This window comes from Anaerocaecibacter muris (assembly GCF_943192945.1).
Lineage (GTDB): Bacteria > Bacillota > Clostridia > Christensenellales > Pumilibacteraceae > Anaerocaecibacter > Anaerocaecibacter muris.
Genome location: NZ_CALPCE010000002.1, coordinates 66071 through 81132, shown reverse-complemented (window position 1 = coordinate 81132; position 15062 = coordinate 66071). Strand labels below are relative to the sequence as shown.

Genomic DNA, 15062 nt, shown 5'->3' with positions numbered 1-15062 from the left:
TATACCGAAAATTATATGTCAAGTACTTGTAAAAATTTTCAAATTAAATAATGTAAAATAACTAATATAAAAAACCCGCTTTTAACGCACAGCGGGTTAATTTATTTAATCGTTATCGTCGAGAATTTTGTCTATGTTTCGTTTGCAGTACATTATTGCAACGATAAGCACTTGCTTTTGCTTTTCTATCGGCAAGTAGAACACAAGGAAATTCCCGACGTTCATTTTACGCAAACCGCGTTCTTTCCACGGCGCTTTTTCATACAACGCAAATCTATCGGGCATTTCGTCAAGTTTTTCGATTTCCGACATAATTTTATCGGACACGTTTCGCGCGGCGTCGGGCGCGAGCAAATCGATTTTGATATATCTATGTATACTCCGCAAATCGTTTAACGCTTTTTGCGTATAAACTACTTCGTATGTCATGCCCCGAATTCCCTTTTTATTTGCTCTCTTACGTTCTGCGCGGAAACAATGCGCCCCGACGCATACTCCGCTATTCCGTTCTCTATAATTTGGTTAAATTGCTCATCCGACAACGCGCCGTAAGCAACAGGCTTGCTTTCGGGCAGTTTCAATTCAAACGGTATTCCGTTTTGCAATATTACCTGCTGTAAAAATAACGCTATCGCATTTGACATAGGTATGCCCAGTTGATTTAATATCGTTTCCGATTGCTCTTTCACTCTCGGATCGAGCCGAATATATACGTTAGACGTTTTTGCCATAATTACTACCTCCGTCGTTACTTACTTATATTATATGCTATTGTATTGCTATTAGCAAGCATTTTGCGCAATTTTATATATTTATTTTGTTACGGATTACGGTAAAGGCGGTAATGTTTTACGCCAAAATGAAATCTATTCTGTCGCCATCTACTTTTTCGACTATTATATACACTCTGTCGCCGAGGCGGAACAACGCTCTGCCGCACGAAATACACAGCCGCTTGCTATCGAACGTTGCGGCGGGCGGGAGCGCGCTCATGCGAACAAGCCCTTCGGCGGTGTTTTCCAGTTCCACAAAAAAACCGAAGTCCGTTACCGAGCTTATCGTGCCGACAAACTTCTCGCCGACGCGGTGCGACATATATTCGGCTTTTTTGTAGTCGTCCACCTTGCGTTCGCAGTCCTGCGCAGTGCGTTCGGCTTTACTGCTACGCATTGCGGCGACGGGCGCAAAATCCCTGTACTTGACGACTGCTTTTTCGCCGCCGCGCAAATACGCTTTTATTATGCGGTGTATGGCGAGGTCGGGATAGCGGCGTATCGGCGAAGTGAAATGACAGTAAAACGGTTCGGCAAGCCCGAAATGCCCTTTGTTTTCCGCTTGATAATCGGCTTTCGCCATGGCGCGCAGAGTGACTTTTGCGACCGCCGTCGAAATATCCTCGCCGACACGCGACAACAGCTTTGCCACCTGCGACGGCACGGGGTTTAACGGACAAGTCACGCCTGCGCCCACGGCGTCGAGGTAGTCGTTTAGCGCGGCAAGTTTTTCGGGCGACGGGCGTTCGTGCACACGGTACACAAACGGCAATTTTTTACCGCCCGCTTTCACCTTGCTAAACTTTTCGGCAACGGCGCAGTTTGCGAGGATCATAAACTCCTCTATTATTTGCGCGCTGAACAATCGCGGTTTTTTGGCAATGTCCTTGACGCGCCCGTGCTCGTCGAATTTTATTTCGGTTTCGGTCAGGTCGAATTCTATCGACCCGCGTCCCTCGCGTATTTTGACGCGCTTTTGCGCAAGCTCTTTCATTATGTCGAGCGACGGCGCGACGTGCGCAAACTTTTCGCGCAGACGCTCGTCGCCGTCGAGCATTGCTTGAACGCCCGTATACGTGAGGCGCGCGGCGGATCGTATAACACCCTCGCACACCTCCGACTTTATTCTGTTGCCGTCGTTGTCCAGTTCGATTAGCGCGGCAAGCACAAGTCTGTCCTCGCCCTCGTTGAGCGAGCACAGCCCGTTGGACAGTTTTTCGGGCAACATGGGTATGACCCTGTCCGCAAGATACACGCTCGTGCCGCGCGCAAGCGCTTCGCGGTCGAGCGGCGAATTTTCGGTGACGTACTCGGCGACGTCGGCAATATACACGCCCAAACTGTACCCGCTTTCCGTCTTTTCCACCGACACCGCGTCGTCGAAATCCTTGCTGTCGCTTCCGTCTATGGTAAAGATGACGCGGTCGCGGAAATCGCGGCGGTACGGCTTTGCCGCTTCCGCATTGTCGATTACGTCGGGATAAGCGTCCGCCTGTTCCGTAACGTCGCGCGGAAACTCTGTGCGCAGGTTGTGCGCGGCGATAACGCTTTTAACGTCCATGCCTATTTCGTCAAACCGACCGAGCACGGCTAAAACGCGCGCGCGGTCGCCGCGCGAAGTCTGCACAAGCTCGATAATAACCTTGTCGTGCTCGCTCGCGCCGCCCAGTCCGTTTATTTCCAGCAGCTCGCCGTAATGCCTGTCGTCGGGCACGGCGCAGAACGCGTTGTCGCGGTATACGACCGTTGCGACAATGTTGTCGGGGTTGCGTTCCTCTATGCTTATAACCCGACCCTCACGCCGCCTGCCGCCCTCGCGCGCGGGACGATCGCCCGTGATTACAGCGCGCACAACGTCGCCGTGCCGCGCGCCGCAAAGATTGGACGCGGAAACAAAAACGTCGCTTTCGCCCTCGCCGCCGCGTATAAACCCGAACCGCTCGCCCTTACAGTCGAGCACGCCCGTAACGGCGGGAATTTCCGCGTCGAAAACTCCCGACCTGCGCGAGCCGTCGCGCGATTGCGATCCTTTGCCGTCGTGCCGCGCCCGACCGCCGTTAGAGTGCGAGCCGCCGCGGTTATTATTGTTATATTTACCTTTCTTTTCGTATTTCATGATTATATCCGATTATTGTCAATAGCCGCGCGGGAAAAACGTCGCTTTGCCGCATGACTTTTTTGCCCCTTTAAATTTTTAGCGTTCCAACAAAAAAGGAACTTTAAAAAGTCCCTCGAATTACTTAATTGCCGCGATAGATGAACAACGTCACAAAGAACAGTATTGCAAGCACGCCTTCGATAATGCCGAGTATTACGGTCAGTTTTTTCATTACCGATTCGAGCGACTTGGACTTGTCCTTGGAGTAGAACGTATCGCGTTGACCGGTGAGCGCACCCATACCGGACGACGACGAGGGTTGAAACATTATTATGATGATCAGCGCGAGCGCGATAAGCACCATTAAAGCTATCATTACTATGCGGATGATAGGGAACGAATCGACTATCCATCCTGCTACCGATAAGAACGAGAACGACATATATATCTCCTAAAATTTATCGCAATCACTGACTGATTTACTGATAATTTGCGCTTTTTCTTATTCCGTTTAGAATTTAAGCACGGCTATTATATCACAGTATTAAAGATTGCGCAAGCGATTTGACGCTTATTTATAAAAAGCTCGCCGCTATTTTTGCGCAGACCTTGCCTTTACTTTGCCATATTCGCATTGCGCCCGCGCCTCGGCGGTACTTAATCCGCGGCAACGTTCGCGCCTTCTCCTTACTTTCGGCGCGCGTTCCGCCCTATTCTATACAAAAAACAAAAGCAAAAACCGCCGAAGCCCGCCAAAGAGCTTCGTGGAACGCCGAGAGTAGATATTTACATAGAACCAAAGTTAATTATTGCGGAAAAGAGTTAGCGTGTTCGGATTCTTCTTTGTATTTATCTATCACGAGTTTGGCTATGTAATCGCGCGTATCGTTGTTGATGGGGTGCGCGATATCACGGAACTCGCCTGTGCCCATACGTTTGTTGGGCATAGCGACGAAAAGCCCTCCCTCGGTTTCAACCACGCGCAAATCGTGAACAACAAAGCAATCGTCGATAGTTATCGACGCGGCGGCTCTCAACTTGCCGGGTTCTTTTACGAGGCGGAGTCTTACCTCGGTGATTTCCACAATTCTCCTCCGGAAATAAATTGCGTCCGACAATATTATAACATAATCTTGTAGCAAGATCAATAGTTTTTGACAAAATTTTACAGGCGCAATAACGAAATCCGACGCATTTCGTAGAAACGCCGCGCATTATGGCTAATAACGCCGCCGCGCGCAATCACACTCGCGCCGTTCGCGGCATATTTAAGAGATATGAAAATCCATTTTGTGGGGAGCAACGGCGTGTCCATGCGCGCGCTTGCGGAGTTTGCCGCTTCGCGCGGAAACACCGTCACAGGCTCCGACAGATCGACGGGCGGTCACGACCCCAAAAACGTCGAGGGTTGCGACCTCGTCGTGTACACCAACGCCGTGCACGACGACAACTGCGAACTTATCCGCGCAAAGCAGTCGGGCATACCGACCATAGAACGCGCCGCGTATCTCGGCGAGCTGTCGCGCACCTACGGCAAGGTTATAGCCGTCGCGGGCTGTCACGGCAAAAGCACGACCACCGCAATGCTGGGCGCGGCGTTTTCGGACAGAAACGCGACCGTGCACGTCGGAGTTGCGGACGGGTCGAAAGTGGGCGCGGACAAATTCTTTATAACCGAGGCGTGCGAATACAGGGCGAGTTTTTTGCACCTATCGCCCGACGTCGGCGTGGTGCTCAACGTCGGGTACGACCACCCCGATTTTTACAGGAACGAAGCCGAGCTTATAGACGCGTATAAAAAGTTTTGCGCAAACTGCAAAAAAGTTATCGTCAACGGCGACGACCCGCTGTGCCGCGGACTGGCTGAAAACGCCGTTTATTTCGGCACGTCGCCCGACTGCGCGTATCGCGCGACCGACGTGCAAAACCGCGACGGCATGCGCGCATTTTACCTTGCGGGCAAAAAGCGCGCGCGCGTAAATCTTGCCGTTGCGGGCGAACACAGCGTTTACAACGCGCTCGCAACGATAGCCGCCGCGTGCGAGTGCGGACTGTCGCTGACAGAAACACTGCCGCACATAAGCAAGTTTCGCGGCATTGCGCGTCGGTTCGAGCGCAAAGGCATAGCGTTCGGCAAAACCGTTTTTACCGACTATGCGCACCACCCCACCGAAATAGCCGCGACAATAAAGACCGCGCGCGAAATATTTCCGTCGGTCGCGGTAGTATTTCAACCGCACACGTATTCGCGCACGCAAAGCCTTATGGACGGGTTTGTCAACGCGCTGTCCTTTGCGGACACCGTCATACTCGCGCCCATATTCTCCGCGCGCGAAGCGCCCGCCGACGGCGTGTCCTCGCACGCGCTGTGCCGCAAGATTGTGGAGAACAAAGAAAAAGCGTACTGCTTCGACACGTTCACCGAAATAGTGGAACGGTGCAAGGACTTGCGCGAAAAAGCAGTTATATTCATGGGCGCGGGCGATATAGATAAGGTCGCCGACCTGTTTATCGCGGCGGAATACGACAGTTAAAAAATCGATTTACGGTTTTTCTTACAGCAAAAAAGCTCGCCGCCGCGCGAGCCCTTTTGCTGTTTGTATTTATCTGTTAAATAATTTATCAATACGCCAAGTCGGTGTAAATCATAAACACGGCGACGGCGGCGATTATTCCCGCAAAGATGATAGCAATTATTACATTGCGTTTGAGAGTAAATTCCGCGCCGGCGCAAAACACGGTAGCAAGCGTGCAATAGTTGCGCGCACTGCCTATATTGATAGCCGCCGCCGCGGGGAGCAGATGTCCGCCCGCCGCATTGTTTATATACACTATGAGCATAAGTATGAGCGTCGCTATGCCGAACAAGCCCGTAAATATGTTTATTACTTTGTTTAACAACCGTCCCACTATCATGAGCGTTCTCCCTTGTCGGTTTATGCGGGGTCGCACCCCGTACCCGAATTATATATGTAATTTATATTTTTGTCAATCGCGCTTCGGACTATTCCGATATATTTAATGCACTTTTAATCCCGCTCTAATATTCGCGCGCAATCGCGCTCGGCTTTGGCGGCTTTGCGCTTGGCTTTGAAAAACGCCTGTATGGGCGCAAGACAGTCGGCTTGGAGCACGCCGCCGATTATTTCCGCGCGGTGGTTTAGCTTTTCGTTCTGCGCGATATTGACCGCGCTTCCGCACGCGCCGAACCGCAAATCGTGCGCGCCGTACACCACGCGCGATATGCGCGAATACACTATCGCCCCCGCGCACATGACGCACGGTTCGAGCGTTACGTACAGCTCGCAATCGGACAGATTCCACCTGCCCAGTTTTTTAGCCGCCGCGCGTATCGCCACGACCTCCGCGTGCGCAGTCGGGTCGCTGTCCGCCTCTCTGCGGTTTACGCCCGCGCACACAACCTCGTCGCCGCAAACTACCACAGCCGCGACGGGCACTTCGCAATCGGGGCAGTCTTTTAACGCGTCCAGCGCGGCGCGCATAAACTTGACGTCGCGCTCGGAAAATTTGTCTGCGTCCGTTTGCGCTTGCTCGATCGCGCCCGACTGTTCCGCAACGTCGGACTGTCCGACGGTTTGCGCTTGTCCGACCGCACGGGTTTTGTCGCTTGTTTGTTCGCTCATGTCAACTCCTTTCGTTAAGCAAATCGAATATAAATGCAGGCAGATCGGCGTTAGCCTCGACGTCGGGCGCAAAGTCCGCCGCACAAAACGGGTGACTTCCCGACTTTATGAGTTCCACCGTCACGGCGGGAATACCCAGCCTTTGCACGCACCAGTCCTTGTAACCGCCCGCCGAGTCCAAATGCCCGTCAACTTTTTTGACGCCTATCTTTCGGGCGACCGCCGCCGCAAACGCCTCGTCGCGCCGCCGCGCCGCGCCGCGCTGAAAAAACTCCCAGTACAGCTCGCCGCCCATGCAGTGATAACTGACCGTCGCGCTCGGCATTACGCGTTCGGTAAACAGTTTTAACGCCATGCTCTCCGCCGCGCAAAACGGATACGCGCCTATATAGTCGGACGCGCCGACGTACCGCTTGTTGAGCGCGCCCATGCCCCAGTTCGCGTCGAAGTTGCAGTTGAGATCGACTCCGCTCGCATTGGCTTTCCACTTGCGATACTCGCCTGCATACGCTCCGAGAATTTCGCTACCCTGCGCGTCGCCGCTCTCAAAAAATCGCGCGCCGTCGGGATTGACAAGCGGGATTATATACGCCCCGTCGTCGCCGCGAATATTGTAGTCGCGTATCTGCCGCAACGCGACAAACGCGGTGTAGCACTCGCGCGCGTGTATGCCCGCCGTTATTATAATCTGTCTGCCGCCGTGTCCGCCGCAGTGCGCGCACAGTATGTCGTTGCCGCGCTCGCTCTTGCCTATCGAAAACGTATCCGCCGCAGCGCGCAGTTCCGTTCTTACCGTTTCGACTATGTCCATACGGTTAATATATGACAAAGTCCGATCTTAATTCCGCGTTGTGTAATATGCACTGTTTTTGTTCTGCGGCGGCGAGGCGGTAATGCGGTTGGCAACAGCTTTTATCCTCTGCGGCGGTTCGCCTTGATTCCTCGGCAAGCTCGGAATGATGGGTGGTGTATACATGACTACTTTTTCCGATCAATTACCGAGGCGCGCACGCCATACCCCCCTCCCCATCATTTCGACCGTAGCGCGGTCACGCGCGAAGCGGAGAAATCAAGGCGTAGCCGCACCAAGCACAGCTTGGATTTCTGTCGTGTGTGGGCTTTGACCGTTTATTGTGTTTACACCCGAATAATTGCGTTACGTTAATGGGATAAACGTAATGACTTGATACCTCTGCGGCGGTTCGCCTTGATTCCTCGGCAAGCTCGGAATGATGGGTGGTGTAAGCTTTGCTTTTCTATATATCTAATCAAGTTTTGCGCGGAGCAAAACTTCCGCAACTATTATCTATTATCTCTTATTTATTCATTTACTTATGATACGGTATACCCTTAATGATGGTCGCGGCGCGGTACAGTTGTTCGCACAGCAACAGCCTGGCTATTTGGTGCGGGTACGTCGCGCGCCCGAACGAAATTCGCCGCTTTGCCGCTTGCCGCACGCGATCGTCCACGCCCGACGCGCCGCCTATAACGAACGCAATTTCGTCGGTGCGCTCGTGCGCTTTGCTCAACGTTCGCGCCAGTTCCTCGGACGGCATGTCGTCGCCGTTTATGTCCAGCAAGCAAAACTCGCCGCCCGTCACGCGCTTTAAAATTTCGTCGCACTCTTTCTTGACCGTCGGTTGTTCGGGGATTTCCGCAACCGTCACGTCGTAAAAGCCTTTAAGGCGTTTAATATATTCGGCGCAACCGTCGCGACAGAACGGCTTGCTCGCCTTGCCCACGCACACAATTTTTATCCGCTTCAATAGAAGAACCCCCACGCATAAGTGAACGCCGTCGTGCACAGCGTAACAACGCCCAGCGCGACTATAATCATAATATCGCGCGCCGACGGCCTGTAAAGCTCGCGCGCATAGTCCGCGCCGTACACTTCCTTTTCCATTTCCAGACTGCGCACGCGGTCGGGGTCGAACTCGCCCATAAGCACGACGCGCTTATTTGTAGCGTCGAACGCCGCGTCCTTAATTACTTCTTTTTTGCGCGCGATCACGCGTTTATCCTTAAAGTACAGCATGGCGACCACGCCAGCCGCGCCCACTACCGCCGCCGACAGAAACAGCAACATCAACGCCCACAGCGGCATTACGTTTATCATGTCGTAAAACTTGCCGAACGCGCCCCAGCCGTAAAAATCGGCATAGTCGAAAAACACACTGCAAAAATTATTGCCGAAGTGCATTAGCATCGCGGGGTACAGGCTTTTTGTCTTTATAACTACATACGCGGCGAGCGCGCCGAACAGCGACGTATAAAACACCTGCCGTATGTTTTGATGAAACAGCCCGAAAACAACGCCGCACAGCACCACGCACCCGACCGTTTTAAATGTGTTTTGCGCAGTGGTCAACAGTCCGCCTCGCACGGCAAACTCCTCGCACACGGCGGGCAATACCGCGGTCAGTATGAGCTCCGCAAGAAAAAATCCGAACACAAATTTTTCGGGCATAGGGTCGGACGACGACGCGACGGTGTAGCCCGTGAGTTTGAGCAGAGCCGTCCACGCCGACGACACGCCGAGCGTAAGCACAAACGCCGCTATCCCGACGGGCAATGCAAACAGATAATAAGGCTTGAACCCGCCGCACGAACTGAACAGGAACGTATTTTTTACGGTGCGCTTGCCGTAAAACTTGTATATGCAAAACGGCACGGCAAAAAAGAACAGCAACTGCGTCGGCAACGAGAACAACGCTTTTGACGCGACAGACAGTCCGTACCCGCCCGTCGGCATGGGAATAAAATACACCAATAAGCGCATGAATATAACGCCCAACACGCACGAACACAGCGCGTAAGACGTCGCGCGGTAGTCGCGTTTTAACCACATAGGCGCGGGCGTCATAACACCGTCACCGCAAGGTTGATTAAAAGCAATAGCGTGCAAATCACAATCCCCGTCCAAAACCTGAACGTTCCGTCCTTTTTGCGCGCCGCCGCGCTTATTTGATCGCGCATACGGTCGGGCGCGCTCATATCGTCGCGCTCATCGCCCGCCTCGCCGTCGTCAGCTCCGCCGTCGCCGTTTTCCGCAGTCGCCGCGCTCGCCTGCGCGGGTTTATTATCGCGTTTGTTGCGGGCGAACAGATCCGCAATATCAAAGCCGTATTTAATAAGCACGAACAGCGCGCCGCCGCACGCCGCCGCCAGTCCTATCGTTATAAACAATGCCGCCGCAACGTTGTTTGTCAACCATGCCATGCAGTTTGCAAGCATGCCCGACAGCGGCGTAAGTTCCATGACGAGCGCGAGCGCGTTGGCTGTCGCGTGCAGTATTACCGACGGCAACAGCCGCTTGGACTTGTGCATGATGAATGCGGACGTTACGCCTATCGCAAACTGAAAAACAACCTGCACGGGGCTCATGTGCATAAGCATAAACGCGAGCGCGGACAGCAGTACGGCGTTTAGTGTTTTGCGCTCTTTTTTAAGCCCGCAAAACAGCACGCCGCGGTATATCGTTTCCTCGCACAGCGGCGCTAAAAACACCGACGCGATTACTACCATGGCTATGGACGACGGCGTGGTCAACCGCAGTTGTCCGAAGTCGGGCGGAACATGCAACGCGTAGCGCGTAAAATACCCGAACCACACCGTCGGCAAGTACATGCCGACAAGCAGCAATCCCGCCGCCAAAACGGGCACGACCACAGCGAACGGCAAGGACTTTGCGCCCCTGTCGCTCTTTACGAACGCGCAGTCGAATTTGTATCCGTTCAGTTTGGAAAACAGCGCGATAAACGCGAGGTTAGCCGCCTGCACGAATATCATAAACGCGGTATTGAAATCGCCGTTATTGCTTATATCGGGATACTTGCCGACAAGCGCGGCGGACACAACGCCCGCGAGCGCCTGACACAGCAACGTCGTTATCACCGCGCCGAGGTAAAACGTACACGCGCCGCAGTAATCGTATTTGCGTTGAATAGGTTTGACAGCGTTTAACATACTTCAAACAACCCCGTCATTGCGTACTGCCCCGCGGCTATCACCCGCGCGTCGGTTACGCCGGCTTTTACTATTCCGTTTACAACCTCGTTGACGGCGAGGTCGGGTTCGTTGTTCTCCTCCGACAGGTGTGCGAGAATAAAATTCCGCACGCCGTTGCCCGCGAGATACGCGCACGCCGCGGCGCAGTCGGCGTTGGACAAGTGCCCGTAACGCGAGCTTATGCGCGCTTTTAGTACGCGCGTATATCGAGGATTGGCGTTCAGCTTGGCAATATCGTGATTGGCTTCGAGCATAACGATGTCGCACGCGGCAAACAGCGCAAGCTGTTCGGGATTGAGCGTGCCTACGTCAGTCATGACCGCGACGCGCTTGCTCCCGTCCGAAATAACGTAACCGAAACACGGCACGTCGTGAGATGCGGGCACAGCCGTAACGGACAGCGTTCCCACTCGGAACGCGCGTTCCACCACGCACGGCTCGACGCCCGAATAATACTCGACGGCGTTCGCGCTCTCCTTTTGGCAATGAATACGCGCGCCGACGTGACGCTTGCAAAAAATTTTAAGCCCGCCGACGTGATCGGTATGCGAGTGCGTAACAAGCACGTTCACGCCGTCCGCGTCAACGCCCAGCACGCTCAAACACTTCTCCGCGCGAAGCGCGGAAATGCCGAGGTCGATAAGTATATCGGTTCGTCCGTCAGACACGTAACAGCAGTTACCTTTCGATCCGGACGCCAGACTGCAAATTCTTAATCCCATTTAAATTATTATACAGGATTATATACTCAAAATCAAGTGAATTTTGTTGTGTTTACTGTCGGCTTATGTTAAAATAATATCATGAAAACAGTCGATTGCGCCATTGTGCGCGAGCGCGTCGCTCGGCTTATAACCGAGTGTCTTATCAAACCCGACGCGGCGGTGACCGCCGCGCTCGACCGATTGGACAGCGACAACGCGCTCGAATCCGCCGCCGCAAAGCTGATTGCGGAAAACAACCGCATAGCCGAATCCAAGCGTTTGTACTGCTGTCAAGACACCGGTCAAGCGTTGTTTTTCGTGCGCATGGGCGACGGAGTTTGCTGTAAAGGTTTAACCGCCGCACTGCACGGCGCGGTGCGCGACGCATATGCGGGCGCGCGCAAATCCGTCGCCGACCCACTGACGCGGCAAAACACTCACGACAACACCCCCGCCGTCATAGAAACGGAAATAACCGACGGCGAGGACTTGGAAATAACGTTTTTGGCAAAGGGCGCGGGCAGCGAAAACATGTCGCGCCTGTACATGCTTACGCCCGCGGACGGCGCGGACGGAATAGTGCGCTCGGTCGTGGACGCGGCGGAACGCGGCGGGCGAAACGCCTGCCCCCCGCTTGTCGTGGGCGTCGGCATAGGCGGCGTGACCGAAACCGCCTGTTCTTTGAGTAAGCGCGCATTGCTCCGCCCTATCGGGACTTACAACGCGCGGGCGGACGTCGCCGCGCTCGAAGCGCAACTTACAGACAAAATAAACGCGCTCGGCATAGGCGTGGCGGCGCTCGGCGGCAATCTTACCGCGCTCGCCGTCAACATAGAAGTCGCGCCCACGCACATAGGCATGTTGCCCGTCGCGGTCAATCTTCAATGCCACAGCCTGCGGCACGGGACGGTGAAACTGTGACGGATAATAAAAAGCTGTATCTTCCGACGGACGGAAAAGTTATAAAAAATCTGCGCGCGGGCACGTTTGTAAGCGTTTACGGCACGCTGTACACGGCGCGCGACCAAGCGCACAAGCGCATTGCCGCGGCGATACGCGCGGGCGAAAAATTGCCGTTCGATTTAAACAACGCCGCAATCTACTACTGCGGCCCCACGCCCGCCGCCGACGGACAAATAATAGGCAGTTGCGGTCCGACGACAAGCGGAAGAATGGACGCATACACCCCGCTGCTTTTGGAAAACGGGCTTAAAGTTATGATAGGCAAAGGCGTAAGAAGCCCCGCCGTTACACAAGCTATAAAAGAGCGCGGCGCGGCGTATCTCACCGCGATAGGCGGCGCGGCGGCGCTGTATCAAAGCCGAGTGACCGCGTGCGAACTAATCGCCTTCCCCGACCTCGGTTGCGAAGCGGTGTACAAACTCACCGTCGAGGACTTTCCCGCAGTCGTGTCCGTCGTTTAGCGGCGGCGCGGCAAAATCAAAATAACGTGCGGGCGGCACGGAACAGCATATAAATAGGAGAAATATATATTATGAAAAAACTTAACAAAGGTCTTGCCAAAGCGGTCGTGTATTCGGGCGTAAACGTCCAAGCGGGCGAAGAAGTTTACGTTATTTCCTCGGTGGACGCGGTAGAGCTTACGCACGAAATAGTCAAGCTGTGTTACGAGCGCGGCGCGAAACGCGTAATAGTCCGCTATCGCGACGGCGAACTTACCAAGCTCGACTTTGCGCACCAGTCCGTCGAAACGCTAACGAACAAACCGAAATTCGTCTACGACGAGCGCAATTATTACGCCGACGTCGACGGTTGCGTCATCAATATTATCTGCGAAGATCCCAACGGCTTGGAACACGCGGACGCGGCAAAGATAACCGCGGCGCGCCGTGCGGACATGAAAAACCTGTCGCCCTATTACGACAAAGCCATGTCGCACAAGATTAAATGGTCTATCATAGCATATCCCCACCCCGCATGGGCGAAGCTGATGTTCCCCGACCTCAAAGAACGCGACGCATATAAAAAGCTGGGCAAGTACATTGCCAAGACGACGCGCGTAGATAACGACGACCCCGTCAAAGCGTGGAAAAAACACTCCGAAAAACTTAAAACACGTTGCGATCGGCTCAACGCCGCGGGCATTACGCGCATGCACTACAAAAACAAGTTAGGCACGGACGTATATGTCGGCTTGCCCGAAGGCTATGTGTTTTCGGGCGGCGCAGAGGATTGCAACGGCGTAATGTTCCATGCGAACATGCCGACCGAGGAAGTTTTTTCCGCACCCGACTGCCGCAATATCGACGGCGTTATAAAAGCCGCAATGCCGCTGTGCTATAACGGCAAGATTATAGAAAATATCGAACTCACGCTCAAAGGCGGGCGCATAACCGAAGCCAAGGCGAGCACAAATCAGGACGTATTGCAAGGCATAATCGACACCGACGAAGGCAGTCGCAGTCTGGGTGAAATCGCGCTCGTGCCTTACGACTCGCCCATAAGCAAGTTGAACACGCTGTTTTACGAAACGCTGTTCGACGAGAACGCGAGCTGTCACTTTGCGATAGGTCAAGCCTACCCTACCTGCGTTAAGGGCGGCGACAGCATGAGCAAAGAGGAGTTGTCCAAACGCGGCATAAACGATTCCGACGTGCACGTCGATTTTATGGTCGGCACCAAGGATTTGGAAATAACCGCCGAAACCAAGGACGGCAAAACGCTCAAAGTCTTTGAAAACGGCAACTTTACAAAAGACTTCGAGTAATGCGCGCCGCGCCGATTCCGCAGTAAATTGTTTTCCGTAATTATAAAAACCTCCGCTCTCGTTCCCGACGGCGGAGGTTTTATTTATCGTTAATTTAACACGCGGAATTGCGCGGACTATTTTTCGCCTGCGACTTCCAAACGAAAACCGTGCGCGGCGAGCCAATCGATTGCAAGATCGAACCACTTGCCCACGTGATACATTTCCACGTCAGCGGCGGTTTGATTGCTTACAATCGCGTTACACAAACTCATGCCGTGCCAACCTTTTTCAAACACGTGCAGAGCAAACGGCACGCCCGCTTTGCGGTACGCAGTCGCCAACAGTAAAGAGTTTTCGACGGGCACGCCGTCATCCTCATACGTGTGCCAAATAAACGCGGGCGCGCTGTCCTTTGTCACCCGCTTTTCGGGCGAAATGCGGTCGCGCAACTTTTTGTCGCCGCCCGTTATGACCTCGCACGATTCGCCGTGCGTGCAAATGTCGAGCGTGGCGACGGGATAGCACAGCACCGCGGCGTCCGGTCGCACGTACTGTGCATGCGCGCCGAGCGCGGCTTGCACTTCCTTTTCAGCAAACAGCGTCGCGTGCATCGCCGCAAGATTGCCGCCCGCCGAAAAGCCGAGCACGCCGATATGCGTCGGGCTTATGCAATACTCGTCCGCATGCTCGCGCAAATACGCCGTCGCCATGCACGCTTCTATAAGCGGCACGGGATAAGCCGCGTTTACCGTGTATTCGAGCGTAAACGCGCAATAACCCAAAACGGCGAACCGAAGCGCGATCGGCTCATCCTCCCTGTCCGATAAAAATCTGTACGCGCCGCCCGCGCAGATTATAATCGCGGGATGGGTTTTTTTAACGGTTTCTTTTGAGCGGTTAGGCACGTAAGCGTGCAAATATCCGCCCGTCGCGCCGTTGCGCGGCACGTTAAGTTGTGCGTAAAGGTCGATAGTCTGCGTATTCATCATTACTCCGTTTTCCGCATAAGCGGCTTGTTTTCCTTATTATATCCGACACGCAACGCATTGTCAACGGTATTTCGCAATTCGGCACGCTTCTTTTTCAAATGTAAACAACGGCGGCGACCGTATTCGGATCGCC

Annotated in this window: 17 protein-coding genes; 4 read left to right on the top strand and 13 right to left on the bottom strand. The window is 53.9% G+C overall.

Translation table 11 applies throughout. The annotated features are described in order from the left end of the window. Positions 1 to 105 precede the first annotated feature (105 nt). The 5 genes from NFR57_RS01925 to spoVG all read right to left on the bottom strand — a co-directional run bounded on the left by NFR57_RS01925 (position 106) and on the right by spoVG (position 3956). Positions 106 to 429 (bottom strand): type II toxin-antitoxin system RelE/ParE family toxin, encoded by a 324-nt coding sequence (locus tag NFR57_RS01925; protein ID WP_251182149.1) that lies wholly within the window; start codon positions 427 to 429, stop codon positions 106 to 108. After that, positions 426 to 731 (bottom strand): type II toxin-antitoxin system RelB/DinJ family antitoxin, encoded by a 306-nt coding sequence (locus NFR57_RS01920; protein WP_251182148.1) that lies wholly within the window; start codon positions 729 to 731, stop codon positions 426 to 428. Before NFR57_RS01920 ends, NFR57_RS01925 begins: the two co-directional genes overlap by 4 nt. A gap of 118 nt (positions 732 to 849) precedes the next feature. Next, positions 850 to 2889 (bottom strand): ribonuclease R, encoded by a 2040-nt coding sequence (gene rnr / locus NFR57_RS01915; RefSeq protein ID WP_251182147.1) that lies wholly within the window; start codon positions 2887 to 2889, stop codon positions 850 to 852. Positions 2890 to 3013: 124 nt separating this feature from the next. After that, positions 3014 to 3313 (bottom strand): preprotein translocase subunit SecG, encoded by a 300-nt coding sequence (gene secG / locus NFR57_RS01910; RefSeq protein ID WP_251182146.1) that lies wholly within the window; start codon positions 3311 to 3313, stop codon positions 3014 to 3016. Between the two features lie 364 nt (positions 3314 to 3677). Further along, positions 3678 to 3956, bottom strand: a complete 279-nt coding sequence (gene spoVG / locus NFR57_RS01905; protein WP_251182145.1) for a septation regulator SpoVG — start codon at positions 3954 to 3956, stop codon at positions 3678 to 3680. A 192-nt stretch (positions 3957 to 4148) separates the two neighbouring features. Here spoVG and murC point away from each other — a divergent pair, with 192 nt between their 5' ends. Beyond that, positions 4149 to 5405, top strand: coding sequence for a UDP-N-acetylmuramate--L-alanine ligase (gene murC, locus NFR57_RS01900; protein ID WP_251182144.1), 1257 nt, complete (start codon positions 4149 to 4151; stop codon positions 5403 to 5405). A gap of 88 nt (positions 5406 to 5493) precedes the next feature. Here murC and NFR57_RS01895 read toward each other — a convergent pair whose 3' ends face one another. The 7 genes from NFR57_RS01895 to NFR57_RS01865 all read right to left on the bottom strand — a co-directional run bounded on the left by NFR57_RS01895 (position 5494) and on the right by NFR57_RS01865 (position 11248). After that, positions 5494 to 5787: a hypothetical protein gene (locus NFR57_RS01895; RefSeq protein ID WP_251182143.1), complete on the bottom strand. Its 294-nt coding sequence runs from the start codon at positions 5785 to 5787 to the stop codon at positions 5494 to 5496. Positions 5788 to 5900: 113 nt separating this feature from the next. Further along, on the bottom strand, positions 5901 to 6515 hold the full coding sequence (tadA, locus tag NFR57_RS01890) for a tRNA adenosine(34) deaminase TadA (protein WP_275557163.1): 615 nt from the start codon (positions 6513 to 6515) through the stop codon (positions 5901 to 5903). Position 6516: 1 nt separating this feature from the next. Further along, positions 6517 to 7326, bottom strand: a complete 810-nt coding sequence (locus tag NFR57_RS01885; RefSeq protein WP_251182142.1) for a M14 family zinc carboxypeptidase — start codon at positions 7324 to 7326, stop codon at positions 6517 to 6519. Between the two features lie 517 nt (positions 7327 to 7843). Further along, positions 7844 to 8284 carry a 23S rRNA (pseudouridine(1915)-N(3))-methyltransferase RlmH gene (locus NFR57_RS01880; protein ID WP_251182141.1) on the bottom strand — a complete coding sequence of 147 codons (441 nt, stop codon included), beginning with the start codon at positions 8282 to 8284 and terminating at the stop codon, positions 7844 to 7846. After that, complete coding sequence (locus tag NFR57_RS01875) at positions 8281 to 9381, bottom strand: CPBP family intramembrane glutamic endopeptidase (RefSeq protein WP_251182140.1); 1101 nt, start codon at positions 9379 to 9381, stop codon at positions 8281 to 8283. Before NFR57_RS01875 ends, NFR57_RS01880 begins: the two co-directional genes overlap by 4 nt. Beyond that, positions 9378 to 10484 carry a CPBP family intramembrane glutamic endopeptidase gene (locus NFR57_RS01870; protein WP_251182139.1) on the bottom strand — a complete coding sequence of 369 codons (1107 nt, stop codon included), beginning with the start codon at positions 10482 to 10484 and terminating at the stop codon, positions 9378 to 9380. Before NFR57_RS01870 ends, NFR57_RS01875 begins: the two co-directional genes overlap by 4 nt. Then, positions 10478 to 11248 carry an MBL fold metallo-hydrolase gene (locus tag NFR57_RS01865; RefSeq protein WP_251182138.1) on the bottom strand — a complete coding sequence of 257 codons (771 nt, stop codon included), beginning with the start codon at positions 11246 to 11248 and terminating at the stop codon, positions 10478 to 10480. The genes NFR57_RS01870 and NFR57_RS01865 overlap by 7 nt, the downstream gene beginning before the upstream one ends. A gap of 81 nt (positions 11249 to 11329) precedes the next feature. On the opposite strand from NFR57_RS01865, the gene NFR57_RS01860 reads away from it, so the two are divergent. The 3 genes from NFR57_RS01860 to NFR57_RS01850 all read left to right on the top strand — a co-directional run bounded on the left by NFR57_RS01860 (position 11330) and on the right by NFR57_RS01850 (position 13958). Beyond that, a complete protein-coding gene (locus NFR57_RS01860; protein ID WP_251182137.1) occupies positions 11330 to 12151 on the top strand; it encodes a fumarate hydratase in 822 nt (273 codons plus the stop codon). Beyond that, entirely contained in the window at positions 12148 to 12654 is a 507-nt protein-coding gene (locus tag NFR57_RS01855) for a FumA C-terminus/TtdB family hydratase beta subunit (protein ID WP_251182136.1), read from the top strand. The genes NFR57_RS01860 and NFR57_RS01855 overlap by 4 nt, the downstream gene beginning before the upstream one ends. 71 nt (positions 12655 to 12725) lie before the next feature. After that, the gene (locus NFR57_RS01850; protein WP_251182135.1) at positions 12726 to 13958 is read left to right on the top strand and encodes an aminopeptidase; all 1233 of its coding nucleotides are present in this window, start codon (positions 12726 to 12728) and stop codon (positions 13956 to 13958) included. A 116-nt stretch (positions 13959 to 14074) separates the two neighbouring features. Here the strand turns inward: NFR57_RS01850 and NFR57_RS01845 are convergent, their stop codons facing one another. Next, positions 14075 to 14929, bottom strand: a complete 855-nt coding sequence (locus NFR57_RS01845) for an alpha/beta hydrolase (protein WP_251182134.1) — start codon at positions 14927 to 14929, stop codon at positions 14075 to 14077. Between the last annotated feature and the right edge of the window lie 133 nt (positions 14930 to 15062).